A 25,354-nucleotide genomic window follows, 5' to 3' on the forward strand; every position below is an offset into this window, starting at 1 on the left:
CAAACTCGCTCGATCGGGGTAACTTTTCGAGCGGAGCAGGCAGTAGAACGTAGGTAGTCGAGCCCCCGGAACAGGCTGGAGGCAAGGTCGTCGTGCGGCAGCAATCCCCGTCGCCCACCCGGCATCTGCACGTGCGCCGCGACCGGGGGCACACGGTGCTGGAGTTCCGGGGCGAGATCGACATCGCGTCGGCGGAGGAGATCGCCCCGCGTCTGGACCGCGAGACGGAGCGCCCCGACGCCCTGGTCGTGCTCGACCTCAGCGGGATCGAGTTCTTCGACTGCTCCGGACTGCGGCTGCTGTACCGGGCCCGCAGCCAGGTGCTCGACCGTGGCGGGCAGGTGCACCTGGTGTGCGCCCACCCGCTGACCCTGCGCATGCTGCGGATCACCGGCCTGGCGCGACTGATGCCGCCGCGGCCGACCCTGGAGGAGGTGCTCGGCGTCAGCCGGACGGCGGAGCGTCGAACAGGGCGCTGACCGACTCGCCGTTGTGGATGCGGCGCACGGCCTCGGCGAGCGCGGGGGCGATGGAGAGGATCCGCAGCTTCTCCGTGTGGTCGTCGGCCGGCACCGGCACGGTGTTGGTGCACACGATCTCCAGCACGTCCGGCTGCTCGCTGAGCCGCCCCAGCGCACCGGCCGCGAACAGCCCGTGCGTGCAGGCGATCCGGATCGTGCGCGGCCCCGCCTCCCGCAGCCGGTCGAGAAGCTCCAGCACGGTGCTGCCCTTGGCGATCTCGTCGTCGAGCACGATGACGTCCCGCCCGGCGACGTCCCCGATCACGGCGCTGATACTGACCCGGTCGTCGGCGTACCGCTGCTTGGCGCCGGCCGCGACCTGGGCGCCGAGCATCCGGGCGAACGCCGCGGCCTCCTTGGCGTTGCCCAGGTCAGGTGAGACGACCGTGGTGCGGGACAGGTCGTACTGACGGAAGTGCGCGGCCAGTTCGCGCAGCGCGTGCAGGTGGTCGACCGGGACCGAGAAGAACCCGTGCACCTGGGGCGAGTGCAGGGTCATGGCGAGGACCCGGCTCGCGCCCGCCGCCACCAGCAGGTCCGCCGCCAGACGCCCGCCCAGCGAGATGCGGGGCGCGTCCTTCTTGTCGGAGCGGGCGTAGGAGTAGTGGGGCATGACGACGGTGATGCGGCCGGCCGACGCCCCGCGGGCCGCGTCGCACATCAGCAGCAGTTCGACGAGATGTTCCTGGACCGGCTTGACCAGCGGCTGGACCAGGAAGACGTCCCGCTCGCGGCAGTTGGCCTGGAGCTGCACCTCCAGACAGTCGTTGGCGAACCGGCTGACCCGGGTGGGGCTCAGGGGGACGCCCAGGTGTGCGCAGACCTCCTCGGCCAGCTCGGGATGGGCACTACCGCTGAACACGGCGATGTCTCGCACGGACCGCTCCTAGCATGATCCTGGCCGGCCGGGGGACCTCAGCTTACGGATATCCGGTTGCGGCGGGCCCGGGGGGTGGCGCCATGATGACGCCGTCCGTGTTCGCCCCTCACCAGGTCAGGATCCCCCGCATGCGCCGACTCCTCGACATCACCCAGTGCCCCTTCCGGCCCACGGTCATCGAGGACTCGACCCCGCATGCACATCCAGAACACCCTGGACACACCGCACACCCTGAACATCGGCATCCTGGCCCACGTCGACGCCGGTAAGACCAGCCTCACCGAACGGCTCCTGTTCGACCACGGCGCCATCGACCGGCTGGGGAGCGTCGACGCCGGCGACACCCGTACGGACGACGGCGGCATCGAGCGGCGCCGCGGCATCACCATCCGCTCCGCGGTCGCCGCGTTCACCGTCGGCGACACCCAGGTCAACCTGATCGACACCCCGGGACACTCCGACTTCGTCGCCGAGGTCGAGCGTGCCCTGGAGGTGCTGGACGGCGCGGTGCTGCTGCTGTCCGCCGTGGAGGGCGTACAGGCGCGGACCCGCGTGCTGATGCGTACCCTGCGGCGGCTGCGGCTGCCCACGCTCGTCTTCGTCAACAAGATCGACCGGGCCGGCGCGCGCACCGACGACCTGCTCACCGACGTCCGGCGCCTGCTGACGCCGCACGTCGCGCCGCTGACCCAGGTGACGGACGCCGGCACCGCGGGCGCCCGGGTCACGCGCCGCACGCCGGACGAGCGGACCGCCGAGGCGCTCGCCGAGGTCGACCCGGACGTCCTGGCGGCGCTGGTGGACGGCCCCGAGCCGACCGCCCGGGACCTCGCCGCCGCACTCGCCGCCCGCACCGCCGACGGCTCGTTCCACCCGCTGTACCACGGCTCCGCGCTCGGCGGCCAGGGCGTCGCGGAGCTGGTCGAGGGCCTGGTCGGGCTGGTCCCGGCCGCCGCACCCGCCACGACCGGCCCCGCGACACCGAGCGGCACGGTCTTCGCCGTGCGCCCGGGACCCGGCGGCGAGCGGACGGCGTATCTGCGCCTGTACGACGGTGAGGTGCGCCCACGCCGGCGGCTGACGTTCCTGCGGCGCGAGTCCGACGGGCGGACCACCGAGGTCCCCGGCCGGGTGACGCGTCTGGACGTGGTCGGCGGGGCCGGAACACTCACCGCCGGGAACATCGCCGCGCTCACCGTCTCCGGCGGCCTGCGTGTCGGCGACCGGCTCGGCGGGCTGACCGACCGCGCCCCGCAGTTCGCGCCGCCGACCCTGCAGACCGTGGTCCGGGCCCGGCGCCCCGAGCAGGCGGCGCCGCTGCGCTCCACCCTGCTGGCGCTGGCCGACCAGGACCCGCTGCTGCACGCCCGCCCGGCGGACTCCGGCGCCACCACCCTGCTCCTGTACGGCGAGGTGCAGATGGAGGTGCTCGCGGCGACGCTGGCCGAGGACTTCGGCATCGAGGCGGAGTTCACGCCGGGCCGGGTCCGGTTCCTGGAGCGCCCGGCGGGCACCGGCGAGGCCGCGGAAGAGATGCCGTGGCTCGACCGCACCCGGTACTGGGCGACGATCGGGCTGCGCGTCGAGCCGGGGCCGCGCGGCTCGGGAGCGGCGTTCGGGTACGAGACGGAGCTAGGCGCGCTCCCCCGCGCCTTCCACCAGGCCGTCGAGGAGACGGTCCACGCCACGCTGCTGACCGGCCTGACCGGCGCCGCGGTGACGGACTACCGGGTCACGCTGACCCGCTCGGGTTTCAGCTCGCCGGTCAGCACCGCGGCGGACTTCCGCGGGTTGACGCCGATCGTGCTGCGCCGGGCCCTACGGCAGGCGGGGACGCTGCTGTACGAGCCGTACCACGCTTTCGAGGCGGAGGTTCCGCCGGACGCGCTGGCGCCGGTGACGGCCCAGCTCGCCTCGCTGGGCGCGGACTTCACCGGTACGACGGGCGGCGACCCCGCCTGGCTGATCACCGGCGAACTGCCGGCCCGGCGGGTACGGGAGGCCGAGCTGCGGCTGCCGGGTCTCACGCGCGGGGAGGCGGTGTGGTCGTCCCGGCCCTCCGAGGACCGTCCGCTCAAGCCGTCGCACTGAACCGACCGCCAACTGCTCCGCCTGGCAAGGGAGATGGAGGGCATCAGGACAGTAGGAAGGAGGGCCGTCGCCATGACGACTCCCATCAGGAAGCTCCCCCGGCGCATGCCCGGCTGGGCGAAGGTGCTGTGTGCGGTCGTGCTGGTGCTCGTCGTGCTGTTCGCGGGGCTCCGGCTGAGCGTCGTACCGGGGCTGAAGGATCTCTTCGGCACCGAGACCCAGGACCGCTCGGGCCCCGCGCTGCTGAAGTCCGTCCAGGACATCAGCCGTTACGAGGCCGCCTCCGGCAACTTCCAGGTCGTCGTGGACCTGGAGAAGGACGCCAAGCTCCTGCCCGACGCGATCCGCGGCACCCGCACCCTGTACGTCGGGGCGGGCACCGTCGACGCCTTCGTCGACCTCGGCAAGGTGGACGAGGACGACGTGAAGGTCAACGGCGACCGCACGTCGGCCACTCTCCGGCTGCCGCACGCGGCGCTCGGCGAGCCGGCCCTCGACCCCGAGCACTCCTACGCCGTGTCCAAGCAGCGGGGGCTCCTCGACCGCCTCGGCGACCTGTTCTCGGACAACCCGAACGGCGAGCAGGCCGTGCAGAAACTCGCGGCCCGGCACATCGGCGACGCGGCGAAGGACAGTGAGCTGAAGGCGCGCGCCGAGAGCAACACCACGGCGATGCTCCGGGGCCTGCTGCACTCCCTCGGCTTCGAGGAGGTGCGGGTGGTCTACGGGCCCTGAGCGGCCCGTCACGGGGGCGGGACCGGCCGGTTCCGGTTTCCGCCCGGCATCCTCGACGGTTCGGCGGGTAACCGCCTCACCACGCGGGGAAGTTGACGACTGGAGGACCGAATGGCTCGTGCCGCCTCATCAGGGCCGCGTTCCCTACTGCGCCCCCGCGCCACCAAGGACGAGGACGCCGACCGGCGCGAACGGCGCCCGCTCGCCCTTCCGTTGCGCGTTCTGGCGATGGTCTGCGCGTTCGCCTTCATGGTGGCGTTCGCGGTGGTGCTGGCGCGGCTGACCCTGCACCCCTCCCCCGCGTCGGAGGCGCTGACGCACACCAACATGCATCCCGGCCGCTCGCTGAAGGCCTATCTGGACCAGCCCGCGCTGCGGGACGCCGTCAAGCAGATCGGCGGCAACATCCTGCTGGGCGTCCCGTTCGGCGTACTGGTCCCGGTCGTCGCCCCACGCACGCGCGGGCTGCTGCGGGTGCTGCTGCTGACGGCCGTCGTGATGCTGCTGGTGGAGTTCGCGCAGGGTGCCCTGGTCACGGGGCGGGCCTTCGACATCGACGACGTCATCCTCAACACCTCCGGGGCGCTGATCGGTTACCTGCTCCTCGGCCGGCGGATGAGCCGTGCGGTGCACGCGCGCCGGCGCCGTACCTGAGAGAACGACAGGTGGTCCGTACCAAGGTATTGACCACCTCTTAATTCACTACTTGAATCAAGAGGCGACACCCCTACCCCCCACCTCGGTCGGCGCCCCCGTCCCCGGGACGCCGTACGGAAGGGAGAGCCGTGGTCCGTCCACGCCTGCTCCGCAGATGTCTCCTCGCCGCCGCCCTGTCCGCCGGGCTGGCCGCTTCCCTGGTGACCGGTCCCGCCCAGGCTGAATCCGGAACCGCCAGGGCGGCCGACGCCTCGGCCGCCGCCATGACGTTCTCCGACACCTTCGACGGACCGGCCGGTGCGGCGGTCGACTCCTCGAAGTGGCAGATCGAGACCGGCGACAACGTCAACAACCACGAACGGCAGTACTACACCTCCGGCAACAAGAACGCCGCCCTGGACGGCCAGGGCAACCTGGTCATCACGGCCCGCAAGGAGAACCCGGCCAACTACCAGTGCTGGTACGGCACCTGCCAGTACACCTCCGCCCGGCTCAACACTTCGGGCAAGTTCACCGCGCAGTACGGGCACGTGGAGGCGCGGATGAAGGTGCCGCGCGGGCAGGGCATGTGGCCCGCGTTCTGGATGCTCGGCACCCCGGTCAACTGGCCGGACTCCGGCGAGATCGACATCATGGAGAACGTCGGCTTCGAGCCCTCCACCGTCCACGGCACCATCCACGGTCCCGGCTACTCAGGCGCGGGCGGCATCGGCGCCGGATACACCCTGCCGGGCGGCCAGGCCTTCGCGGACGGCTTCCACACCTTCGCCGTCGACTGGGCGCCCGACTCGATCACCTGGTCGGTGGACGGCAACGTCTACCAGCGGCGCACCCCGGCCGACCTGGGCGGGAAGCAGTGGGTGTTCAACAGGCCGTACTTCCTGATCCTCAACCTGGCGGTCGGCGGCTACTGGCCCGGCGACCCGGACGGCTCCACCGTCTTCCCGCAGTCGCTGGTGGTGGACCACGTCTCGGTGACGACGAGCGACTCGTCGACCGGCGGCGCGATCAGCGGCCTCGGCGGCAAGTGCGTGGACGTCGCCGCGGCGAACTCGGCCAACGGCACCCCCGTACAGCTCTACGACTGCAACGGCACCGCGGCCCAGCGGTGGACGGTGGGCTCCGACGGCACGATCCGGGCGCTCGGCAAGTGCCTGGACGTCAACGCCGGCGGCACCGCGGACGGCACGGTCGTCCAGCTGTGGGACTGCAACGGCAGCGCCGCCCAGCGGTGGGTCGTCACCGCGGCGCGTGACATCGTCAATCCGCAGGCCGACAAGTGCCTCGACGCCACCGGCAACAGCTCGGCCAACGGCACCCGCCTGCAGATCTGGACCTGCACGGGCGGCGCCAACCAGAAGTGGACGGTCGGCTGAGGCGCCCGACGGGCCCTAACGAGGCGTCCAGGTGAACTTGTCCCCGCCCACCCAGCGGACCACGTCCGGGTCGTCCAGGTCGTGGACCGTGATGCCGAAGGCCGCGGCGGCCACCAGTACATCGGTGACCGCCTTGGCCTCACCGACCACCTGGCCGTCGATCTCCACGATCCGGAACGGCGGCGTTCCCGGCTGCACCTGGAGCACGAGGATCCGCGGGCTGCCGATGTGCGGGCTCTGGATTTCGGTCATGCCTCGAGGGTAGGCCGGAACCCGCGGTAGCGGCCGGGCGGAGGAGCCCGCGGCGGGGCCGCCGCGGGTTCGTCCCGCGGCGGGCTCCCCTCGTCAAGGGCGCCGCCAGTCGTCGCCCGTCAGATGGGAGCCGGCCATCGGGCCCATCCGGAGCATGCCGCCGTCCACGCTCCACGACGCACCGGTGACGTACGAGGCGTCCGGCCCGGCGAGGAAGGCGATCACGGCGGCGACCTCGCGGGCGTCGCCGGGCCGGCCGAGCGGCACGCCGGGACGGCGCTCCGTGTGCGGGTCGGTGTCCTCCTGGCCCGTCATGGGCGTGGCGATCTCGCCGGGCGCCACCGCGTTGACGGTGATGCCGTGCTCGGCGAGCTCGATCGCCATGACCTGGGTGAGCAGACCGAGGCCGCCCTTGGCCGCGCAGTACGGGGCGGCGCCCACCCGCGGCTGGTGCTCGTGGACGGAGGTCACGTTGACGATCCGGCCGCCCCGCCCCTGCCGGATCATGCGCCGGGCCGCCTTCTGCCCGCACAGGAACGGTCCGGCCAGGTCGACGTCCAGGACGTGCCGCAGGTCGTCCAGCCCCAGCTCCAGGAAGGGAGTGGCGGTGCCCGTACCGGCGTTGTTGACCAGGACGTCGATCCGGCCGAGCCGCTCGCACAGTGCGTCGACCGTGTCCGCGGCCTCGGGCAGCCGGGTCAGGTCCACGCGGGCGGTCTCGGCCCGGCGCCCCAGGGCGCGGACCTCCTCGGCGGTCCGTTCGGCACCCTCCTCGTCGGTGTGCCAGGTGATGCCGACGTCCATCCCCGCCTCGGCCAGGCGTACGGCGGTGGCGCGGCCGATGCCGGAGTCGGAGCCGGTGATGACGGCCACCTCGGCGTCGGACGGGCTGGGACTGGGCATGACGGCCTCCTCTTCGGCGCTCCTCGGCACTGCGGATCCTCGGCCCCGCGGCACGGAGCGGTGCGCGGGGCGTCGCAGTACCCGGGAGCGGTCGGCACAAACCGGTCGGCCCGTGGTGCGGGCACGGGGGCGCTGGGGAACCCTGGACGTGCCGGAGCAGGCCGCAGGAGGAGGTGGCGATGGAGCCCGTCGAGGCGCTGGAGCGGATCGCGTTCCTTCTGGAGCGGTCCCAGGCGCCGACGTACCGTGTCCGCGCCTTCCGCACCGCGGCCCGGGTCCTCGGTGAGCTGCCCGCCGGCGAGCTGCGCGAGCGGGCCGGGTCGCTGGAGTCGCTGAAGGGCGTCGGCCCCAAGACGGCCCAGGTCGCACGCGAGGCACTGTCCGGGCAGGTGCCCGGCTACCTGGAGAAGCTGGAGGACGAGGCCCGGGCCCCGCTCGCCCAGGGCGGTGAGCGGCTGCGGGAGCGGCTGCGCGGCGACTGCCATCTGCACTCCGACTGGTCCGACGGCGGCAGCCCGATCGAGGAGATGGGCCGGGCCGCCGCGGCACTCGGGCACGACTGGGCCGCGCTGACCGACCACTCGCCACGGCTGACGGTGGCGCGCGGCCTGTCCCCCGAGCGGCTGCGCGAGCAGCTGGACGTGGTGGCCGGGCTCAACGAGACCTGGGCGCCGTTCCGGCTGCTGACCGGCATCGAGTGCGACATTCTCGACGACGGTTCGCTGGACCAGGAACCGGAGCTGCTGGAGCGGCTCGACGTCGTCGTGGTGTCCGTGCACTCCAAGCTGCGGATGGACTCCCGCGCGATGACCCGCCGCATGGTCACCGCCGTACGTGATCCGCACGCGGACATCCTGGGCCACTGCACCGGGCGGCTGCTGACCGGGCGGGGGCGGCCGGAGTCGGAGTTCGACGCGGACGAGGTGTTCGCCGCCTGCGCGGGGTCCGGCACGGCCGTGGAGATCAACAGCCGGCCGGAGCGGCTCGATCCGCCACGTCGGCTGCTGCGCCGGGCGGTCGAGGCGGGAGTGCTGTTCTCCGTCGACACCGACGCGCACGCGCCCGGCCAGCTGGACTGGCAGATCCACGGGTGCGCGCGGGCGGAGGAGTGCGGGGTGCCCGCGGAGCGCGTCGTCACCACCTGGTCCCTGGACGAACTGCTGGCCTGGACGCGGGAGGGCCGAACACCGCCCGGAGTGGCGGACCGCTGACGTGGTACCCGCCGGGCCACACACGACCAGGACGGATCACGAAGGGAACAGTGCATGGAACGGGCGGCCGTGTTCGACGTCGACGGAACCCTCGTCGACACCAATCACCTGCATGTGGCGACCTGGTGGGAGGCGTTTCGGCAGGCGGGCCACCGAGTGCCGATGCACGCCATCCACCGCGCGGTGGGCCTCGCCTCCACCGACCTCATCGGACACCTGCTGGGCGAGGACCGGGACGCGGACCAGGACGCCCGGCTGAGCGCCGCCCACAAGGCGCTGTACGGGCAGTACTTCGACCGCCTGCCGGCGCTGCCGGACGCCGGTGAGCTGCTGCGCCGCCTGGCCGGCGACGGCTGGAAGGTCGTCCTCGCCACCTCGGCGGGCGGCCCGGAGCTGGGCGCGCTGCGGCGGGCGATCGACGCGGACGACGCGATCGCCGCCACCGCGAGCGCCGACGACGTCGACGCGGGCAAGCCGTCGCCCGAGCCGGTGGAGCACGCCCTGGAACTGGCCGGGGTGCCGGCCGAGCGGGCGGTCTTCGTCGGCGACACCGTCTGGGACATGCGCGCGGGCAGCCGGGCCGGGGTGCGCTGCGTGGCGGTGCTGTGCGGCGGCCTGCCCCGCGCCGACCTGGCGGAGGCGGGCGCGGACGCGGTCTACGCCGACCCGGCCGACCTGCTGGCCTCCCTGGAGCGGAGCCCGTTCGCATGAGCCGCCGTGTCGTGGCTCACTTCGGGACGTGCCGGCCGGTCACGCGGATACCCGGCACCGCATGACCGCTGTGACGAGTGCCCTCCGGGAGACGCTCCGGGGACGGCGGCCCCTGACCGCGATGTGGCGGGGCACGTGTGCCGTGGGACGGTCCGTCCGGGCCGCCTGGCAGGGCCCCGGACGGGAACGCGACCTGGTGGTGCAGTCGCTGAAGGCCGCGGGCGCGGCGCTGATCGCCTGGGCCGTGGCGGGCGTCTGGCTGGACGATCCGATGGCGCTGATGGCGCCCTGGGTCGCCCTCGTCCTCGTCCAGGCCACCGTCTACAGCTCCGTGCGGCAGGCCGGGCAGCAGTTCGCGGCGATCTGCGTCGGCGCGCTGGTCGCGTCGGGGGCGCAGGCCCTCACGGAGGACAACACGGGGGCGCTGGTGCTGTCCCTGCCGGTGCTGATGCTGATCGCGAACTGGTCCCGTTTCGGCGGCCAGGGCATCTACACGGCCACCACCGCGGTCTTCGTCCTGGCCTCCGGCACGGCGATCTCCGCTCCCGCGGTCGGGCACCGGGTGGGGCAGGCGGCGCTCGGCGCGGTCATCGGCGTCGCGGTCAACGCCTTCGTGCTGCCGCCGATCCACCTGCGGGACGTGCGCGAAAACCTCGCCGCGCTGGCCCGGGAGGCGGGCGAGGTCCTGCACTCCGTCGCCGACGACCTACGGAAGACCGAGTGGGACGCGCAGACGGCGGCCGGCTGGTCGAGCGACGCCGCGCGGCTGCAGCGGCGGCTGGACGCGCTGCACTCGGCCCGGTCCTGGAGCACGGAGAGCCTGCGTCTGACCTACGGCCCGCTGCGCAAGCTGCACCGCGCGCCCACCGCCGTCCCGCCCGAGGACGAGGACCAGCGGTGGAGCCGCGTCACCGGAAACATCACGGCGCTGACCCGGACGCTGGCGGTGGCGGCCGACGAGCGGCGCACGCCCACCCCGCCCGAGGGTCCGGTGCTGGACCTGTACGCGCGGCTGCTGAAGCTGATCGGCGACTCCTGCCACGCCGAGGCCGGCCGTCTGCTGGGCGAGAGCGTCGAGGCCCGGCCGGAGGAGGCGACGGAGGCGACGATGGAGGAACTGCACCGGCGGCTGCAGGAGGGGTTGCGGGAGCGCGCCGGTCAGGAGGCCGCTCGGACCGCGGTCCTGGGCACGCTGCTGCTGCAGGCCGAGAACCTCTGGGCCGAGATCGTGCCCGAGCCCCAGGAGCGGTGACGCACATCACCCCAAAACGCGACAGACGGTGGAACACCGGCGGCTCCTCCCCCGTTGAAGAGGGCGTGGGTACGGACGGGACAGTGTCCCCGGGCCCCACCTATTGCCCACAGGGACGATCGTTCGGCTGAAGCCCTGTGGAGCCTTTCGCCGAGAGGCGACCGCCGTCCGTATCCACCTCGTACCGCCCCGATCGTGATTCCCCCGTCGCGATCGGGGCTTCTTCTTGCGTGCCTCGGCGACCAGGCGGGTACCCGGTGACCTCCCTACGGGCAAGCGGCCGAGAGGAGCGCAAGGTGAGCAGCGCAACGGGCAGCAGGATCGTGGTCACGGGTGCCACCGGCAACGTGGGCACCAGCGTGGTGCGGTTCCTGTCGGAGGATCCGGAGGTGGCGTCCGTGCTGGGGCTGGCCCGGCGGATTCCCGACTGGTCGCCGCCGAAGACGGAGTGGGCCGCGGTCGACCTGGCCTCGGAGCGGGCCGACCTGACCGGACACTTCGCCGGCGCCGACGCGGTGGTGCATCTGGCCTGGGCGTTCCAGCCGACGCACGACCCGGCGACGACCTGGCGCACGAACGTGCTCGGCTCCATCCGGGTCTTCGAGGCGGTGGCCGCGGCCGGGGTGCCGGCACTGGTGCACGCCTCGTCGGTCGGCGCCTACTCGCCGGGGCCGAAGGACCACGCGGTCGACGAGTCCTGGCCGACGCACGGCTGGCCGGACGCCGCTTACTGCCGGGAGAAGGCCTACCTGGAGCGCGCCCTGGACACCTTCGAGCGCGACCACCCGGGGATCCGGACGGTACGTATGCGACCGGCCTTCCTCTTCAAGCGGGAGTCGGCGAGCGAGCAGCGCCGCATCTTCGGCGGCAAGTTCCTGCCGGGGCCGCTGGCGCGTCCGGAACTCCTGCCCTTCCTGCCGGACATTCCCGGCCTGCGGGTGCAGGCGTTGCACACGGACGACGCGGCCAACGCGTACCGGCTGGCGGTGCGTTCCGAGGATGCCAGGGGCCCCTTCAACCTCGCGGCCGAGCCCACGGTCGACGCCGAGCTGCTCGGCGAGATGTTCGGTGCGCGTCCGGTGCGGCTGCCCCGCACCGCGGCCCGCTCGGCGATCGCCGCCGCGTGGGGGCTGCATCTGCTGCCCGCCTCTCCGCACCTCTTCGACGCGGTGCTGCGGCTGCCCCTCATGGACTGCACGCGGGCGCGGGCGGAGCTGGGCTGGCGCCCGGAGCACACGGCAACCGAGGTGCTGGAGGAGTTCCTCCTGGGCTTCCAGCAGGGTGCGGGGGCGCCCACGGAGCCGATGCGGGGGCGCAAGGTCGGCTGAGCCGGCCGAGCGCGAGGGCGGGGCGGGCCCAGGCCCGCCCCGCCCTCGTTTCGCGCCCTCGTTTCGCGTCGCCTCCGGTGGGACGTATTTCCCGGTCAGCCGGAGGACTCGTCGGGTGCCGGGTGTTCGGGGTGTACGGCACCCGACTGCGGTTCGCCCTGCCGGCCGGTCCCCGCCTCGTCCGTGTCCGGAACATCGGTGGCGGACCCGGCAGCCGGTTCCGCCGTGTCGCCGCGGGCGTCGTCGGTGTCGCCGGTCCGGGCCTCCTCGTCGCCCTCGTCGCCCTCGGAACGCTGGCCCTGCTCGCGCTGCTCGCGCGTGGGCGCGGCGGCCTCCCACGGGTCGTCGCCGGTGCCGGCCTGCTGGTCGGGCATGTCCCGCGGCACGGGGGCGGCACCGTTCTCGCCCGGTCCTTCGAGGCGGTGGTCGGTCACGGCGCACTCCTTCTCACTGCGGTCCTGCGGGTCGTCCGAGCGGCATCGGGTACCTCCGCGACGACCGGCGAAACCTCAGTGCGCCCGCTCCTCGAGCGCCGTGCGCCAGGCGGGCTCCGGGTACTCGGGAGCCGGCTCGGGGCGCCGGCCGCCGCGCGAGAAGAAGTCGGCCAGCGGCAGGATCGCGGCCCCGACGGTGACCGCGTCCGGGCCGAGCCGCCCCAGGTCGACCGTCACCTTCTCGGCGGGATGGCGCAGCGCGTACGACACCGCGTGGCGGCGTACGGCGGGCAGGAAGCGGGTGCCGAGCTGGAGCCCGGCCCAGCCGCCGATGAGGATGCGCTCGGGCTGGAAGAGGTTGATCAGGTCGGACAGACCGGCACCCAGGTACTCGGCGGTCTCCTCCAGGACGGCGAGCGCGACCGGGTCGGCCGCCTCGCAGTCGGCCGGGTAGGCGGCGGCGAGCATCGTGGTCAGGGCGCTCTCCTCGTCGGTGCCCTCGGGCACCCGGCCGCCCTCCTCACGCCAGCGGGCCAGCAGGGACTCGGCGCCCGCGTACGCCTCCAGGCAGCCGAGCGCGCCGCAGCGGCAGCGGCGGCCCCTGACCCGGACCGTCAAGTGCCCCCATTCGACCGCCCGGCCGTGCTCGGCCTCGGGGGTGACGAGGCTGGCGCCGACGCCGGAGCCGAAGAGCACCACGACCGCGTTGCGGGCGCCGCGTCCGGCGCCGAACCACATCTCGGCCTGGCCGAGGGTCTTGGCACCGTTGTCGATGAGGTAGGGGACGGTGTCGGGCAGCGGGGAACCGGCGCGGAGCAGGGCCTCCAGCGGGACCGCGTCCCAGCCGATGGTCTGGCCGTGCACGACGGCTCCCCGGTCCGGGGTCTGCTCGACGATGCCGGGGACGCCGATTCCGGCGCCGAGCAGCCGTTCGGGTGCGAGGCCGGCCGCGTCCAGCACCTCGGCGATCCCGTCGCGGATGTGGCCGACGATCACCTCGACGTCGTACCGCTGCTGGGTCAGCGGGCGTTCGGCGCGGGCCAGTTCGGTGAGTGTCAGGTCGAACAGCTCGACGCGGACCCGGGTCTCGCCGACGTCCACGCCGATCATGTGGCCGCTGCCGGGGGCCACGCGCAGCAGGGTGCGGGGCCTGCCGCCGTCGGAGTCGACGCTGCCGGCCTCCTCCACCAGGCCGTCGGCGAGCAGGTCGGCGACGACGTTGCTGACCGAGCCGGAGCTGAGCCCGGTCGCCGGGCCCAGTTCGAAGCGGCTGAGCGGTCCGTCGAAGTAGAGCCGTTGCAGCACGGCCGTACGGTTGGCCCTTCTGAGGTCGCGCACCGTGCGCCCGTTCCGCCCCGTCATGTGGCTCCTCCCGTACCTTGCCCGGTCTGCAACATACCTCTCCAGGACTACGGCACGCGACTTCCCTCTATCCTTAATTCATGCTATGAACTCGCGCTCGCGAAATTCACTGGCGTCGCCTCTCGACGGCTATCTACGCTAGGCGGAAACCTAGAGCCCCTAGGTTTTGCCAAGCCGGCCCGTCGATACGCGATCGGAGTTCCCCCATGAGAGCACTCACCGAGCAGGACATCCGCGACTCCTTCATCAACTGCTCGAAGGGCGAGGCCAAGCGCCTGGCCGTCCCTCGCGACCTCGGCGAGCACCCCTGGGACGATCTCGACTTCCTGGGCTGGCGGGACCCCGGGGCTCCCGACCGCAGTTATCTGGTCACCGACCACGGTGAGCGCCTCACCGGCGTCGCCCTGCGGTTCCAGCAGGCTCGGCGCGGCTTCTTCCAGCGGAGCATGTGCGCGCTGTGCCTGACCACCCACCCCCGGGGCGGGGTGTCGCTGATGACCGCGCGCAAGGCGGGCCCGGCCGGCCGCGAGGGCAATTCGGTCGGCCTGTACATGTGCACCGACCTCGCCTGTTCCCTGTATGTGCGGGGCAGGAAGGCGCCGGAGAGCGGCACCCGCTTCGAGGAGAGTCTCACCCTGGAGGAGCAGGTCGCCCGGACCCTGGGCAACCTGTCGGCCTTCCTCGCCAAGGTGTCCGCCTGACGTTCACGGATGCCCGCCTGCGTACGGCGCGTGAGAACCGCCCCCGCCCCCTTTGTCCGGTTACCGTCCTGTCCGGATACGTTCGAGGCGCCTGGGGAAGGGAACAGCCCGAGGATGCGGGATGTACGTAAGAGTGCGGCGGCGGCTCTGCGGCGGGTGAAGTGGCTCAGGGACCCCATGGTCGTGCAGGCGCTCCGATCGGCCGCCGCGGCCTCGATCGCCTATGTCATCGCGGTGCGGCTGACCCCCGACAAGTCGGCGGCACCGCTCACCGCGCCCCTGACCGCGCTGCTGGTCGTCCAGGTCACCCTGTACGCCACGCTCAAGATGAGCTTCCGCCGTGTGAACGCCGTGGTGGCCGGTGTCCTGGTCGCCATCGCCTTCAGCCAACTCGTCGGACTGAGCTGGTGGAGCCTGGCCCTGCTGATCGTGGCGGCACTGGGCGTGGGGCACCTGGTGCGGGCGCACGAGTTCGTGGCCGAGGTGGCGATCAGCGCGATGCTGGTGCTCGGCGTGACCTCGCACGGAAGCCTGGCGTGGGCGCGGGTGGTGGAGACACTGATCGGGGCGATCGTCGGGCTGTCGTTCAACCTGATCCTCGCCCCTCCGGTGTGGGTGGAGCAGGCCGGCGAGTCCATCGAGGGACTGGCCCGGCGGGTGCGGCAGCTGATGCTGCGCATGGGTGAGGAGGCCGCCGACAGCACGCCCTTCCACGAGGCGGCGGCCCGGCTGCACGAGGCCCGCCGGCTCGACCACGACATCGGCGAGGTGGACGAGGACCTCCGTCAGGCCGAGGACAGCCTGCGGCTCAACCCCCGGGTACGCGAGGGACTGCTCCACCGGGTGGTCCTGCGGACCGGTCTGGACACCCTGGAGATCTGCACGGTGGTGATGCGGGTCCTGGCGCGCACCTTCACCGACCTCGCGAAGGAACGGGAACCGGATCCCCTGTTCCCGCCGGAGACGGGCGCCACCATCCAGCAGTTGCTGTCCGAGATCGCCGACGCCGTGGTCAGCTTCGCGGTGCTGGTGACCACCAGCGCGAGCGAGGACGCCGAGTCCGCGGAGGAGCGCCTGACCGCCGAGCTGCGGCAGGCCGCGGTCACCCGGGACAAGCTGGCCCAGCTGCTCCTGACGGAGGTGCAGCGCAGTCCCCTGCACTGGCAGTTGCAGGGCGCGGTACTGACCGAGGTCAACCGCATCATCGACGAGATGGACACCGAGCACCGCTCTCGCCGGCTCCTGGAGGAGCTGGACCACCACACGCGCGAGCTGCGCGAACGCATGCCGCGACTGTCCCGGCTGCGGGACGGGGTGCGGGCCCGGCTCCGGAAGCGGAACCGCGGCGCCGCCGCGCGACGTTCTCCTTGAGGAGGAACAGTGGGACTGGGAAGAGGGGGCGTACGGATGACCGACACCAGCGTGCGGATCGACGGGAACAGACTGCTGCTGCCGGGCGGTGCGGCGGTCCGCTTCGTCCGCACCCTGCGACTGCCCGAGACGGGCACCCACCCGCTGCCGCCGGGGCTCGGCGAGTTCCCGGTCCGCCGGGTCGCCGACTACGCCGACACCGTGCCCGAGACGTGGCGGGCGCGCGGCGGCGTGATGCTGCCGGTGTACCTGCGCGAGGCCATGTGGCTGAGTTTCGCCGGCACGACGGAGCCCGCCGCGCTCCAGGTCGGGGTGGGCAAGGTGTGCGCGGTCTCGGGCAAGCCCTGGAGCGACCGGCTCGCCCGCGACCCGCAGAACTACGTGGTGCTCCCCCGCCAGCCCTGGCTGGACGGCATCAACTCCGGGACGGGTACGGTCCGCCAGTTCGTGGCGGTACCGCTCGGCATGGGGGCGACCGTCGAGGGCCAGGTCACCGGCGAGGAGGTCTGGGGCGGCGTCCAGTTGCAGGCCTTCACACTGGGCGACGCCGAGCTGGCCCGCTGGCGCGAGGAGGAACGGCGCCGGAGAGAACTGGCGCGCGGGGCGGCCCGGTCGGGCGGAGCCTACGGGGCCGCGATGCCGATGTCCGCCCCGGCCGCTCCCGGCGCGGCCCCGGCCCACGCGGGCGCGGCCCGGGCCCGGTCCGCGCCGGCCATGGGGCTCGGTGTCGGAGGGTCCATGCGGCAGGAGGTCTACCGCGACGAACGTCCGCTGACGGACTGGGCCGAGCGGCCCGCGGGCCGGGTCTTCGTGCATCTGGTGACGCCGCCGGAGTGGCGGCGCATCACCGGCGAGGAGCCGCCGCCGTCCCCGGTGGACCGGGCCGCGTACACGCGGGCCGGGCTGCCCTGGTACGACTACTACGACCAGGACGCCCACGACCTCGCGCCGACCGACCCGCTCCAGGACGTCAAGCCGGTCGGGGACTGGATCGGGGACGACCACGAGCCGTGGCAGTCGCCCGCACAGCAGCAGGTCCGGCCGCTCAAGGACGCACCGGGCGCACCCGTGGAGGACGGGGACTGGTAGTCACGGGGCCGCCGGCGTTGCGGGGGGCCTCGGGACGGGGCCGGCTTCACCGGCCGGCGCCGGCGAGGCCGTTCGTCTCACCCGTCGCCGTCGGTGCGCTGCCGTTGCAGGGCCCGGGGGCAGGAGGCGGCGCTCGCCTGCGCCAGCAGCACGTGCATCCGCTCGGTGAGCTGCGCGACGTCGTCGGCGGGCGCGTGGAAGGGCAGGCGTACGTCGCCGTGGGAGCGGGCGCGCTCGACGCGCAGCGTCAGTCCGTGCCGGTCGACGGCGAACGGCCGTACCCGGACCGCGCCGTGCAGGCTGTCGGCGTCGACGAGCCGGGTCAGCCGCTCCACGGCGTCACCGTGGCAGTCGGCGAGATGGGTCAGCAGCCGGGCCTCGGCCAGGGCCAGCGGGTCGGGCCCGGCGGCGGTGAACTCGTCGAGGCCGACGACCACGGCACCGGACGGCTGCCGCAGCACCACGCGGGTGGGTGTGAACGCCAAGTGGCCGTCCTCCAGGACGAACCAGCCCGCGAGCCAGAGCCGCGCCCTGATCCGGCCCCGCACCGGGACGGGCGCCACGTCGGCGAACTCCAGTACGGCGGACGGCTCGCCCCGTGGCGCGCAGATCGCGGCCGCGAGCAGAGCGCTGTCCTCGGGCACGTGCAGCAGCACCCGGCCGTCGTCGGTCACGGAGTGCGCGCCGACGAACTCCTCGCGGCCGCCTTCCGCGGTCACCGCGCAGGACCAGGCGGCGGCGAGTACGGAACGGGCCTGCTCCGCCGCGGCAGGCGCGGCCGTCCAGGTGTGGCTGTCACCCATCCCCGACCTCCTTCGTCAGTTCGTTGAGCACAGATCATCAGGTTCATTAGGTAAGGCTCACCTAACTTATCGGAGATCGAGGTGTGCGCCAACCAGGACGCGTGATCTTCGCGGAACTTTTTCCGTGCACCGGAGGGCGCGTTTCAGCGACTTGAGCGCGCGTTTCGAAGTGCAACGGGGGCGCTCACGGCGCGATGGCACCCAGCAGAGCCCGTGCGCACAGGTCGCGCACCTGCTCACGGGCCGGCTCCGGATCCCGCAGCCACTCCAGGCAGACGGCGGTGGTGAACGCCAGCCAGCCGCGCACCGCCAGCCGTACGTCGGTCCGCGCCTCGAAGGCCGGGCCGAACTCGGGGTCCGCGGACAGGGCTTCGAGGATCTGCCGCTCCTGTGCCGCGAGGGCCTGCCGATAGACCCGGCGCACCGCCTGGTCCCCGGTCGCGTCGGCGCGGTGGAAGGCGCGGTATCCGTGCGCGTGGGCCCGGACGTACTCCAGGTACGCGTCGAGTCCGGCGGTGAGCTGCTCCCGGACCGGAACGCCGGGCACGGCCGCCGTCATCCGCAGCATGCGCTCGCTCTCGCGCTCGACGACCGCCGCGAAGAAGTCCCGTTTGGTCGGGAAATAGTGGTACAGCAACCCCCGGGAGACGCCGGCGATCTCGGCGACCTGCTCGATCCACACGTCGTCGTAGGGGCTGTCCGAGAACAGCCGCGCGCCCACCGACAGCAACTGCTCACGTCGCTCGCCGGTGCTGAGCCGGCGGCGTGTGCGCTCGCCCTGGTTCGCGGCCATGTGCGCACCTTACTTGACGTCGGTTCAACAACGGGACGAGACTGAGCCGCGTTATTGAATCCATGTACAACAGGCTTGCCTCGGCACGTGCGACACGCCGCTGCGTCAAGGGAGATCGCGTCATGGCGGAGACGACGAACGGAACGAAACCGGACGGACTGCCGAAGGGGTTCCGCAGCGCCGAGCTGGGCTGGCCCGAACTGCATCGCCTCCCGCACCCGCCGTACCGGCTACCGCTGCTGGGGGACGTGGTCGGCGCGAGCAGGCGCACCCCGATGCAGGACTCGCTGCGCTACGCCCGGCGACTGGGGCCGATATTCCGGCGGCGGGCCTTCGGCAAGGAGTTCGTGTTCGTGTGGGGCGCCTCGCTCACCGCCGACCTCGCCGACGAGGAGCGGTTCGCCAAGCATGTGGGACTCGGCGTGGCCAACCTGCGGCCGATCGCCGGGGACGGGCTGTTCACGGCGTACAACCACGAGTCCAACTGGCAGCTCGCGCACGACGTCCTGGCGCCCGGGTTCAGCCGCGAGGCCATGGCGGGCTACCACGTGATGATGCTGGACGTGGCCGGACGGCTCACGGACCACTGGGACCGGGCTCAGGCGGCGGGGCGGGCGGTGGACGTGCCCGGCGACATGACCAAGCTGACGCTGGAGACGATCGCGCGCACCGGATTCGGGCACGACTTCGGGTCCTTCGAGCGCGCCCGGCTCCATCCCTTCGTGACCGCGATGGTGGGCACACTCACCTACGCACAGCGCCTCAACACCGTGCCCGCCCCGCTGGCCCCGTGGCTGCTGCGCCGCGCGAGCCGCCGCAACGCCGCCGACATCGCCTACCTCAACCGCACCGTCGACGACCTGGTCCGCGCCCGCAGGGGCGCCGGCGGCGAGGGCGACCTGCTCGACCGGATGCTGGAGACCGCCCATCCCGAAACCGGTGAGCGGCTGTCGCCGGAGAACGTCCGCCGCCAGGTCATCACCTTCCTGGTGGCCGGGCACGAAACCACCTCGGGCGCGCTCTCCTTCGCCCTGCACTACCTCGCGCAGCACCCCGATGCCGCGGCCCGGGCCCGGGCCGAGGTGGACCGGGTGTGGGGCGACACGGAGGCGCCCGGCTACGAGCAGGTGGCCAAACTGCGCTACCTGCGCCGGGTGCTGGACGAGTCGCTGCGGCTGTGGCCGACCGCGCCGGCCTTCGCGCGGGAGGCCCGCCGGGACACGGTGCTGGGTGGTGAGTATCCGATGCGGCGCGGTGCCTGGGCGCTGGTGCTCGCGGGGATGCTGCACCGCGACCCGGAGGTCTGGGGACCGGACGCCGAGCGGTTCGACCCGGACCGCTTCGACGCCAAGGCCGTACGGTCGCGTGCCCCGCACACCTTCAAGCCGTTCGGAACGGGGGCGCGGGCGTGCATCGGGCGGCAGTTCGCGCTGCACGAGGCGACGCTGGTCCTGGGTCTGCTGCTGCGCCGCTACGAGCTGCGGCCCGACCCGGACTACCGGCTCCGGGTGACCGAGCGGCTGACGCTGATGCCGGAAGGGCTGCGGCTGCGGCTGGACCGGCGGACCGCGGCCGGCCGGCCCGGGGGCGCTCCTGACCGGGCCGCCGTCGCCGAGGACGCCGCCTCAGCGCCCCGCTGTCCAGTGCGGGGGATGGGTGACTGACCCGGGCAGCCTCGTACCGGCGCTGCCCCGGGCCGCGGTGAGCTGCGGCTGGGTGAGGAAGAAGGCGCCGGTCAGGTCCGCGTCCGTGAGGTCGGCGTCGCGCAGGTCGGCGCCGATCAGGTCCGCGCCCCGCAGATCCGCGCCGGTGAGGTCGGCGGCGATGAGGTAGGCCCCGCGCAGATCGGCCCCGCTGAGATCGGCGCCCTTGAGGCGGGCGCCCATGAGGTCGGCGTTGCGGCGGTTCTTCTTCTTGCCGCGTGTACCGGCCCGCACGAGTTCGCTGGTGCGCAGCAGCAGGGCGTTGACCCGCCGCCGCTGCTCGGCGACGTCGAGGGCGGCCAGCTCGTCGGGAGAGCCGTCGGTGAGGCGCTCGGTGTCGGTCAGGGCGCGGCGCAGGTCGGCGTGGACCGGGCGGGCCGCGGGCAGGGTCAGCGCCTCGGTCAGGTACCAGAGCAGTTCGTGCAGCTGGCGGACGACCGGGAACACGTCGAAGACGCGGCGGGTTCGCTCCGGCGGGCCGGTGCGCCAGTCCTGGCCGCCGAAGGTGACCTGTGAGACCTTCTGTCCGGCGCCGAAGCAGTCGTAGACCGTGCAGCCGGTGAAGCCGCTCTGCCGCAGCCGCGCGTGGATACCGCAGCGGTGGTCGCCCTGAAGGTTCGGGCAGGGCTTTCCGGCGTCCTTGTCGATGGCGAAGTCCGCCGAGCGAGAGAAGGGCAGGGCCACGCAGCACAGGCCGAAGCAGCGCTCGCAGTCGCCGCGCAGTTCCGCCTGGTCAGTCGTGTTTTCTCGCATGACGTCGAGGATACGGGCCGCCGTCGCACCACCGCGCCGACGGCCCCGGTCCCGGTGGGCGGCGCCGGTCAGGCCTCCAGGGCGGACAGGTCCAGTCGGGCCAGCCGCTCGGGGTCGGACAGGATGTAGAGGCCGGTGATGAGCCCGTCGACGACGGTGACGTAGGTGACCGACCGCGGACGCCCCTCGGACAGGGCGACGGTGCCGACCGCGCCGTTGACCAGGACGAGACGTGCGAGACCGGCGAGACGGCGGAAGTGGAACGCCCCGGTGGCGACCGTCCGCGCCCCCCGCACCACCTTCGACGCCGCGATTCCCGAGGCGAGCGCGCCGGCGTCGGCCCGCAGCACCACGTCCGGGTGGAGGACGGACACCAGGGCCTCGAAGTCGCCGGCGCGGCTGGCGGCCAGGAACGCCTCGACGGCCTGACGCTGCCGGCCGAGATCGGGATCGGCCGCGGGCGTGGCCTCCCGGGCCCGGCGCCGGGCCCTGCTGGCCAGCTGCCGGGTGGCGGCCGGGCTGCGCTCCACGATCGTCGCGATGTCGTCGAAGGGCACGGAGAACATGTCGTGCAGCACGAACGCCAGCCGCTCGGCGGGCTCCAGGGTCTCCAGTACGACCAGCAGGGCCAGGCCCACCGAGTCGGTGTGCAGGGCCTCCTGCTCGGGATCGCCCTGCGGCAGTGCCCTCAGCACGGGGTCCGGGACGAAGGTGTCGAAGCCCTCGGTCATCGGCTCCTCGCGGCGCGCGGTGCGTGAGCGCAGCAGGTCCAGGCAGACGCGGCCGGTCACCGTGGTCAGCCAGGCGCCGAGGTTGTCGATGCCGTCCGCGCCGGTGCGGTCGAGGCGCAGCCACGCCTCCTGCACGGCGTCCTCCGCCTCGGTGAGTGAACCGAGCATGCGGTAGGCCACGGCCTTCAGCTGCCCCCGGTGCTCCTCGAACCGCTCCGCCAGACGCTGCTGCCCCGGCACGGACTGCGGCCCCCGCGCGTTCTGTTCCTCCCGCACGCTCTGTTCCCCCCGCACGTGGTGCTCCCCCCGCTCCCCCGCCATGCCGCTACCGTCCGAAGACTTCGAAGGTCACCGCCGGCTTTCCGCCGAACCGCTCACCCGCCGCCTCGGCGAACCCGACGAGGAATCCGCGCACGTACGTCTCCGGGTCCTCGTCGGTCAGCACCTCGATGTACGTGCGGTGTTCGAGCAGGGAGCGCACCGCGCGCTCCAGCCCCGGCGTGGCGTCCACGGCGTGCGTGGGCGAGGAGGAGCCCGCGACGGCGACCCAGCGCACGCCGTTCCAGGGTTCGAGGCCCTGCTCGGTCAGCTCCGGGAAGATCCACCGGTTGCCGGCGTCGCCCGCCGCGTCGAGCGTGGCACGGCCGACGGCGACATGGTCCGGGGTGTTCCAGGCGACGCCGCCCCAGGTGTCCCGGTGGTTCATGGTGATGACCAGCTCGGGGCGGTACCTGCGGATCGCGGCGGCGATGTCGCGGCGCAGGGCGGTGCCGTACTCGACGACACCGTCCTGGTGGTCGAGGAACTCCACCTCGCTCACCCCGACGACGGCCGCGCTCGCCCGCTGCTCCCGCTCGCGCAGGGGGCCGCACTCGGCGGGCGCCAGCGTGTCGATGCCCGCCTCGCCCCGGGTCGCGAGGACGTAGGCGACCTCGCGGCCCTCGTCGGTCCAGGCCGCGATCGCCGCCGAGCAGCCGTACTCCAGGTCGTCCGGGTGGGCGACGACGGCCAGGGCGCGCCGCCAGTCGCCGGGCATGGGCTCCAGTTGCGTGATCGTCGGCTCCGTCATGCCCGCACATTAACCCGTGCCGCTGACATCCCACCCGGAATTCGAACGCGTCGCCGTTCAGGCCTCGTCGCGGGCGAGTGCGAGCAGCCGGTCCAGGACGCGGGGGCCGCCGGCCCGTACGCCGTCGTGCTCGAACTCGTCGGTGACCCAGGTGCGCAGGCCGCGGATCGCGCGTGCCGTGGTCAGCGCGTGGCCGGTGTCGACGTACATGTCGTCGTGGTAGACGGCGGCGGCGGCCGGCACCTCGTTGGCGGCGAGGCGGGCCGGGTCGTACAGGGGCGTCCAGTCGGTGCGGGCGGCGAGCAGTTCGGCGGTCTCGCGCAGCGGGCGCAGCGCCGGGTCGCAGTCGAACATCCAGGGGTGGACGGACTCGCCGGTGAACAGCAGCGGTTCGTCGCCGGCGAGGGCCTTGGCGGCGTCGAAGCGCGGGAACTCGGCGCGGACCCGCTCGGCCGACCAGTCGGTGGGGCGCGCGTCCTGGCCGTAGATCGCCTCGTGGACCAGGGCGTAGAGCGGGTGGCCGGCGTACGACAGCAGGCCCTGGACCTGCTCCTGGAAGGCGTCGGACAGTTCGTGTCCGCGCGGGGTGCGGACGAAGGCGTCCTCCAGGAGGAAGTGCAGGCGGTGGCTGCCCTCGCCGCCGCCGAGGAGGATGCCGAGGGACTGGAATGCCTCCACGGTGAGCCGGTAGCCGTTCGGCAGGACCACGTCGTGGGTGAGCAGGTGGTCGGCGATGCGGCGGGCGCGTTCGACGTCCTGCGGGTAGCGGGCGTAGTGCGCGGCGACCTTGCGTTCGATGCGCGGGTAGGCGGCCCGGTAGACGTCGTCGGCGTGGGCGTCCAGGGAGGGCAGGCCGCCGGTGATCAGGGCGGTGCTCAGCCCCTCGGGGGCCAGCGACAGGTAGGCGACGGTGCAGAAGCCGCCGAAGCTCTGGCCGAGGACGGCCCAGGGGGCGCCACCGGTGATCTGGGGGCGGATGGCCTCGCAGTCGCGGACGATGGCGTCGGCGCGGAAGTGGGTGAGGTAGTCGGCCTGCTCGGCGGGGCCGCCGCGCAGCGGGAGCGTCTGGCGGCCCGCGGGCGTGGAGGCGCCGGTGCCGCGCTGGTCCAGGAGCAGCACCCGGTAGTCCTTCAGGGCGCGGCCGAGCCAGGCGGGGCGGCCGATGAAACGGTTCGCCCCGAAGCCGGGGCCGCCCTGGAGATAGACCAGCCACGGCAGGTTCTGGCCCGTCCTGTCGCTCGCCACGGCCTCGCGGGCGTACAGCTCGATCGTCTCCCCGGAGGGGTTCGCGTGGTCGAGGGGCACGGTGAAACGGCGGTCGGTGAGGACGACGCCGGGCTGACGGTAGCTGACGCTCAACGGGGCTCCCGGAACGGATGGACCATACGGACGGATCTTTCGACCGTGTCCCAGTTCAGCACACGGTTGTGCGGCATCCGACCCCCGGGAGGGGAAATTCGTGCTGAACGACGGGTCAGCGGGCGGCGAGGCTGGAGCGCCGCACGACCAGCTCGGGCTGGAGCACGACCCGCCGGTGCGTGTGGGCCCGGTCCGCGCCCTGCGACTCCGTCTCCTCGAGCAGCAGCTCGGCGGCCATGGCGCCCATGGTGACGGCCGGCTGGCGCACGGAGGTGAGCGGGACGGCCGCGGCGGCGGCGAACTCGATGTCGTCGTAGCCGACGATCGCGAGGTCGTCGGGGACGCCGACCCCGGCGGCGTACACGGCCTGGAGGACGCCGAGGGCCAGCAGGTCGTTGGCGCAGAAGACGGCGGTCGGCCGGTCGGAGAGGCCGAGGAGGCGGGCGCCGGCGTCCCGGCCCGCGGCGACGTCGAGCCGCTCGGTGGGCAGTTCGCGCAGCGCGTCGGGACCGAGTCCGGCCTCGGCGAGCGCGTGCAGGGCGCCGGTGCGGCGGTCGCGCACCTGGTTGAGGCCGGGCGGGCCGCTGACGTAGGCGATGGAGCGGTGTCCGGCGTCCACGAGGTGACGTACCGCCAGGGCGCCGCCCGCGACGTCGTCGACGGAGACGGAGCACTCGGTGGTGCCCTCGGCGACACGGTCGACCAGCACGAAGGGGATGTTGTGCCGCCGGAAGCCCTCGATGTTGCGGCCGGTGGCGTCGGCCGGGGTCAGCAGTACGCCGCGGACCCGCTGTTCGGCGAAGAGCGAGAGGTACTCGGCCTCCTCCCCCGGGTTCTGGGCGCTGTTGCAGACCATCACGCCGAGCCCGGCGTCGCGCGCGGCCCGCTCGGCGCCGCGCGCGACGTCGACGAAGAAGGGGTTGCCCATGTCCAGCACGAGCAGCCCCATGATGCGGCTGCGGCCCGCGCGCAGCTGACGCGCGGACTCACTGCGGACGTAGCCGAGCCGGTCGATCTCGGCCAGTACGCGCGCGCGGGTCTCGGTCGCCACGGTGTCGGGGCGGTTGATGACGTTGGAGACCGTGCCCACGGACACTCCGGCGGCTCGGGCGACGTCCTTGATACCCACCGAATGGGCCATCGGGCAGGGACCTCCAGGGTCGGGCTGGGCAACGCACCGGGACGTGGGCGGCCGGAAGACCTTCACACATTACCCGCGCCGCCCTGCGGAGGTCCCCGTCAGGCGGGCAGCCGGAAGCGGGCGGCGTG

Annotated in this window: 25 protein-coding genes; 13 read left to right on the forward strand and 12 right to left on the reverse strand. The window is 73.2% G+C overall.

Features of this window, described 5'->3' with window-relative positions; translation table 11 throughout:
- Positions 1-92 precede the first annotated feature (92 nt).
- Positions 93-479 carry an anti-sigma factor antagonist gene (locus tag RI578_RS03530; RefSeq protein WP_310869661.1) on the forward strand — a complete coding sequence of 129 codons (387 nt, stop codon included), beginning with the start codon at positions 93-95 and terminating at the stop codon, positions 477-479.
- On the opposite strand, the gene RI578_RS03535 is transcribed toward RI578_RS03530, so the two are convergent.
- Positions 445-1,398 carry a ribose-phosphate pyrophosphokinase gene (locus RI578_RS03535; RefSeq protein ID WP_310869662.1) on the reverse strand — a complete coding sequence of 318 codons (954 nt, stop codon included), beginning with the start codon at positions 1,396-1,398 and terminating at the stop codon, positions 445-447. The two genes, RI578_RS03530 and RI578_RS03535, sit on opposite strands and share 35 nt — an antisense overlap.
- A gap of 198 nt (positions 1,399-1,596) precedes the next feature.
- Here RI578_RS03535 and otr(A) point away from each other — a divergent pair, with 198 nt between their 5' ends.
- The 4 genes from otr(A) to RI578_RS03555 all read left to right on the forward strand — a co-directional run bounded on the left by otr(A) (position 1,597) and on the right by RI578_RS03555 (position 6,260).
- Entirely contained in the window at positions 1,597-3,492 is a 1,896-nt protein-coding gene (gene otr(A), locus RI578_RS03540) for a tetracycline resistance ribosomal protection protein Otr(A) (RefSeq protein ID WP_310869663.1), read from the forward strand.
- Positions 3,493-3,564: 72 nt separating this feature from the next.
- Positions 3,565-4,227: a DUF4230 domain-containing protein gene (locus tag RI578_RS03545; RefSeq protein ID WP_310869664.1), complete on the forward strand. Its 663-nt coding sequence runs from the start codon at positions 3,565-3,567 to the stop codon at positions 4,225-4,227.
- Between the two features lie 111 nt (positions 4,228-4,338).
- Positions 4,339-4,881: a VanZ family protein gene (locus RI578_RS03550; RefSeq protein WP_310869665.1), complete on the forward strand. Its 543-nt coding sequence runs from the start codon at positions 4,339-4,341 to the stop codon at positions 4,879-4,881.
- A 131-nt stretch (positions 4,882-5,012) separates the two neighbouring features.
- Positions 5,013-6,260 (forward strand): ricin-type beta-trefoil lectin domain protein, encoded by a 1,248-nt coding sequence (locus RI578_RS03555; protein WP_310869666.1) that lies wholly within the window; start codon positions 5,013-5,015, stop codon positions 6,258-6,260.
- Between the two features lie 15 nt (positions 6,261-6,275).
- Here RI578_RS03555 and RI578_RS03560 read toward each other — a convergent pair whose 3' ends face one another.
- Both RI578_RS03560 and RI578_RS03565 read right to left on the reverse strand, forming a co-directional pair.
- Positions 6,276-6,512 carry a hypothetical protein gene (locus RI578_RS03560; protein WP_310869667.1) on the reverse strand — a complete coding sequence of 79 codons (237 nt, stop codon included), beginning with the start codon at positions 6,510-6,512 and terminating at the stop codon, positions 6,276-6,278.
- A 93-nt stretch (positions 6,513-6,605) separates the two neighbouring features.
- Positions 6,606-7,415: an SDR family oxidoreductase gene (locus RI578_RS03565; protein WP_310869668.1), complete on the reverse strand. Its 810-nt coding sequence runs from the start codon at positions 7,413-7,415 to the stop codon at positions 6,606-6,608.
- A 179-nt stretch (positions 7,416-7,594) separates the two neighbouring features.
- Between RI578_RS03565 and RI578_RS03570 the strand changes: the two genes are divergently transcribed.
- From RI578_RS03570 to RI578_RS03585, 4 genes are all read left to right on the forward strand, one after another.
- Positions 7,595-8,626 carry a PHP domain-containing protein gene (locus RI578_RS03570; protein ID WP_310869669.1) on the forward strand — a complete coding sequence of 344 codons (1,032 nt, stop codon included), beginning with the start codon at positions 7,595-7,597 and terminating at the stop codon, positions 8,624-8,626.
- A 54-nt stretch (positions 8,627-8,680) separates the two neighbouring features.
- Positions 8,681-9,337, forward strand: a complete 657-nt coding sequence (locus tag RI578_RS03575) for an HAD family hydrolase (RefSeq protein ID WP_310869670.1) — start codon at positions 8,681-8,683, stop codon at positions 9,335-9,337.
- Positions 9,338-9,398: 61 nt separating this feature from the next.
- A complete protein-coding gene (locus RI578_RS03580) occupies positions 9,399-10,589 on the forward strand; it encodes an aromatic acid exporter family protein (protein WP_399059386.1) in 1,191 nt (396 codons plus the stop codon).
- Positions 10,590-10,885: 296 nt separating this feature from the next.
- Entirely contained in the window at positions 10,886-11,917 is a 1,032-nt protein-coding gene (locus RI578_RS03585) for an SDR family oxidoreductase (RefSeq protein WP_310869671.1), read from the forward strand.
- 95 nt (positions 11,918-12,012) lie between these two features.
- Here the strand turns inward: RI578_RS03585 and RI578_RS03590 are convergent, their stop codons facing one another.
- Both RI578_RS03590 and RI578_RS03595 read right to left on the reverse strand, forming a co-directional pair.
- The gene (locus RI578_RS03590; protein WP_310869672.1) at positions 12,013-12,351 is read right to left on the reverse strand and encodes a hypothetical protein; all 339 of its coding nucleotides are present in this window, start codon (positions 12,349-12,351) and stop codon (positions 12,013-12,015) included.
- Positions 12,352-12,426: 75 nt separating this feature from the next.
- Positions 12,427-13,713 carry an ROK family protein gene (locus RI578_RS03595; RefSeq protein WP_310869673.1) on the reverse strand — a complete coding sequence of 429 codons (1,287 nt, stop codon included), beginning with the start codon at positions 13,711-13,713 and terminating at the stop codon, positions 12,427-12,429.
- Between the two features lie 206 nt (positions 13,714-13,919).
- Here RI578_RS03595 and RI578_RS03600 point away from each other — a divergent pair, with 206 nt between their 5' ends.
- From RI578_RS03600 to RI578_RS03610, 3 genes are all read left to right on the forward strand, one after another.
- Positions 13,920-14,414: an FBP domain-containing protein gene (locus RI578_RS03600; protein WP_310869674.1), complete on the forward strand. Its 495-nt coding sequence runs from the start codon at positions 13,920-13,922 to the stop codon at positions 14,412-14,414.
- Positions 14,415-14,528: 114 nt separating this feature from the next.
- On the forward strand, positions 14,529-15,785 hold the full coding sequence (locus RI578_RS03605) for an FUSC family protein (RefSeq protein ID WP_310869675.1): 1,257 nt from the start codon (positions 14,529-14,531) through the stop codon (positions 15,783-15,785).
- A gap of 36 nt (positions 15,786-15,821) precedes the next feature.
- A complete protein-coding gene (locus tag RI578_RS03610; protein ID WP_310869676.1) occupies positions 15,822-16,874 on the forward strand; it encodes a hypothetical protein in 1,053 nt (350 codons plus the stop codon).
- Between the two features lie 77 nt (positions 16,875-16,951).
- Here RI578_RS03610 and RI578_RS03615 read toward each other — a convergent pair whose 3' ends face one another.
- Both RI578_RS03615 and RI578_RS03620 read right to left on the reverse strand, forming a co-directional pair.
- On the reverse strand, positions 16,952-17,677 hold the full coding sequence (locus tag RI578_RS03615) for a DUF2470 domain-containing protein (RefSeq protein ID WP_310869677.1): 726 nt from the start codon (positions 17,675-17,677) through the stop codon (positions 16,952-16,954).
- Between the two features lie 184 nt (positions 17,678-17,861).
- Positions 17,862-18,470, reverse strand: a complete 609-nt coding sequence (locus RI578_RS03620; protein WP_310869678.1) for a TetR/AcrR family transcriptional regulator — start codon at positions 18,468-18,470, stop codon at positions 17,862-17,864.
- Positions 18,471-18,592: 122 nt separating this feature from the next.
- Here RI578_RS03620 and RI578_RS03625 point away from each other — a divergent pair, with 122 nt between their 5' ends.
- Positions 18,593-20,134, forward strand: a complete 1,542-nt coding sequence (locus RI578_RS03625; RefSeq protein WP_310869679.1) for a cytochrome P450 — start codon at positions 18,593-18,595, stop codon at positions 20,132-20,134.
- Here RI578_RS03625 and RI578_RS03630 read toward each other — a convergent pair.
- The 5 genes from RI578_RS03630 to RI578_RS03650 all read right to left on the reverse strand — a co-directional run bounded on the left by RI578_RS03630 (position 20,096) and on the right by RI578_RS03650 (position 25,226).
- Entirely contained in the window at positions 20,096-20,926 is an 831-nt protein-coding gene (locus RI578_RS03630; RefSeq protein WP_310869680.1) for a pentapeptide repeat-containing protein, read from the reverse strand. The two genes, RI578_RS03625 and RI578_RS03630, sit on opposite strands and share 39 nt — an antisense overlap.
- 68 nt (positions 20,927-20,994) lie before the next feature.
- Entirely contained in the window at positions 20,995-21,978 is a 984-nt protein-coding gene (locus RI578_RS03635; protein ID WP_310869681.1) for a sigma-70 family RNA polymerase sigma factor, read from the reverse strand.
- Between the two features lie 4 nt (positions 21,979-21,982).
- A complete protein-coding gene (locus RI578_RS03640) occupies positions 21,983-22,726 on the reverse strand; it encodes a PIG-L deacetylase family protein (protein WP_310869682.1) in 744 nt (247 codons plus the stop codon).
- Positions 22,727-22,783: 57 nt separating this feature from the next.
- On the reverse strand, positions 22,784-24,085 hold the full coding sequence (locus tag RI578_RS03645) for an alpha/beta fold hydrolase (protein WP_310869683.1): 1,302 nt from the start codon (positions 24,083-24,085) through the stop codon (positions 22,784-22,786).
- Positions 24,086-24,200: 115 nt separating this feature from the next.
- Positions 24,201-25,226: a LacI family DNA-binding transcriptional regulator gene (locus RI578_RS03650; protein ID WP_310869684.1), complete on the reverse strand. Its 1,026-nt coding sequence runs from the start codon at positions 25,224-25,226 to the stop codon at positions 24,201-24,203.
- Between the last annotated feature and the right edge of the window lie 128 nt (positions 25,227-25,354).

It is taken from the genome of Streptomyces sp. BB1-1-1 (assembly GCF_031597775.1).
GTDB classification, from domain to species: domain Bacteria; phylum Actinomycetota; class Actinomycetes; order Streptomycetales; family Streptomycetaceae; genus Streptomyces; species Streptomyces thinghirensis.

Coding starts and splice junctions, on each gene's coding strand:
- RI578_RS03545 (WP_310869664.1), top strand. CDS start 3,565: ATGACGACTCCCATCAGGAAGCTCCCCCGGCGCATGCCCGGCTGGGCG.
- RI578_RS03550 (WP_310869665.1), top strand. CDS start 4,339: ATGGCTCGTGCCGCCTCATCAGGGCCGCGTTCCCTACTGCGCCCCCGC.
- RI578_RS03560 (WP_310869667.1), bottom strand. CDS start 6,512: ATGACCGAAATCCAGAGCCCGCACATCGGCAGCCCGCGGATCCTCGTG.
- RI578_RS03565 (WP_310869668.1), bottom strand. CDS start 7,415: ATGCCCAGTCCCAGCCCGTCCGACGCCGAGGTGGCCGTCATCACCGGC.
- RI578_RS03570 (WP_310869669.1), top strand. CDS start 7,595: ATGGAGCCCGTCGAGGCGCTGGAGCGGATCGCGTTCCTTCTGGAGCGG.
- RI578_RS03575 (WP_310869670.1), top strand. CDS start 8,681: ATGGAACGGGCGGCCGTGTTCGACGTCGACGGAACCCTCGTCGACACC.
- RI578_RS03580 (WP_399059386.1), top strand. CDS start 9,399: ATGACCGCTGTGACGAGTGCCCTCCGGGAGACGCTCCGGGGACGGCGG.
- RI578_RS03595 (WP_310869673.1), bottom strand. CDS start 13,713: ATGACGGGGCGGAACGGGCGCACGGTGCGCGACCTCAGAAGGGCCAAC.
- RI578_RS03600 (WP_310869674.1), top strand. CDS start 13,920: ATGAGAGCACTCACCGAGCAGGACATCCGCGACTCCTTCATCAACTGC.
- RI578_RS03605 (WP_310869675.1), top strand. CDS start 14,529: ATGCGGGATGTACGTAAGAGTGCGGCGGCGGCTCTGCGGCGGGTGAAG.
- RI578_RS03610 (WP_310869676.1), top strand. CDS start 15,822: ATGACCGACACCAGCGTGCGGATCGACGGGAACAGACTGCTGCTGCCG.
- RI578_RS03615 (WP_310869677.1), bottom strand. CDS start 17,677: ATGGGTGACAGCCACACCTGGACGGCCGCGCCTGCCGCGGCGGAGCAG.
- RI578_RS03620 (WP_310869678.1), bottom strand. CDS start 18,470: ATGGCCGCGAACCAGGGCGAGCGCACACGCCGCCGGCTCAGCACCGGC.
- RI578_RS03625 (WP_310869679.1), top strand. CDS start 18,593: ATGGCGGAGACGACGAACGGAACGAAACCGGACGGACTGCCGAAGGGG.
- RI578_RS03630 (WP_310869680.1), bottom strand. CDS start 20,926: ATGCGAGAAAACACGACTGACCAGGCGGAACTGCGCGGCGACTGCGAG.
- RI578_RS03635 (WP_310869681.1), bottom strand. CDS start 21,978: ATGGCGGGGGAGCGGGGGGAGCACCACGTGCGGGGGGAACAGAGCGTG.
- RI578_RS03640 (WP_310869682.1), bottom strand. CDS start 22,726: ATGACGGAGCCGACGATCACGCAACTGGAGCCCATGCCCGGCGACTGG.
- RI578_RS03650 (WP_310869684.1), bottom strand. CDS start 25,226: ATGGCCCATTCGGTGGGTATCAAGGACGTCGCCCGAGCCGCCGGAGTG.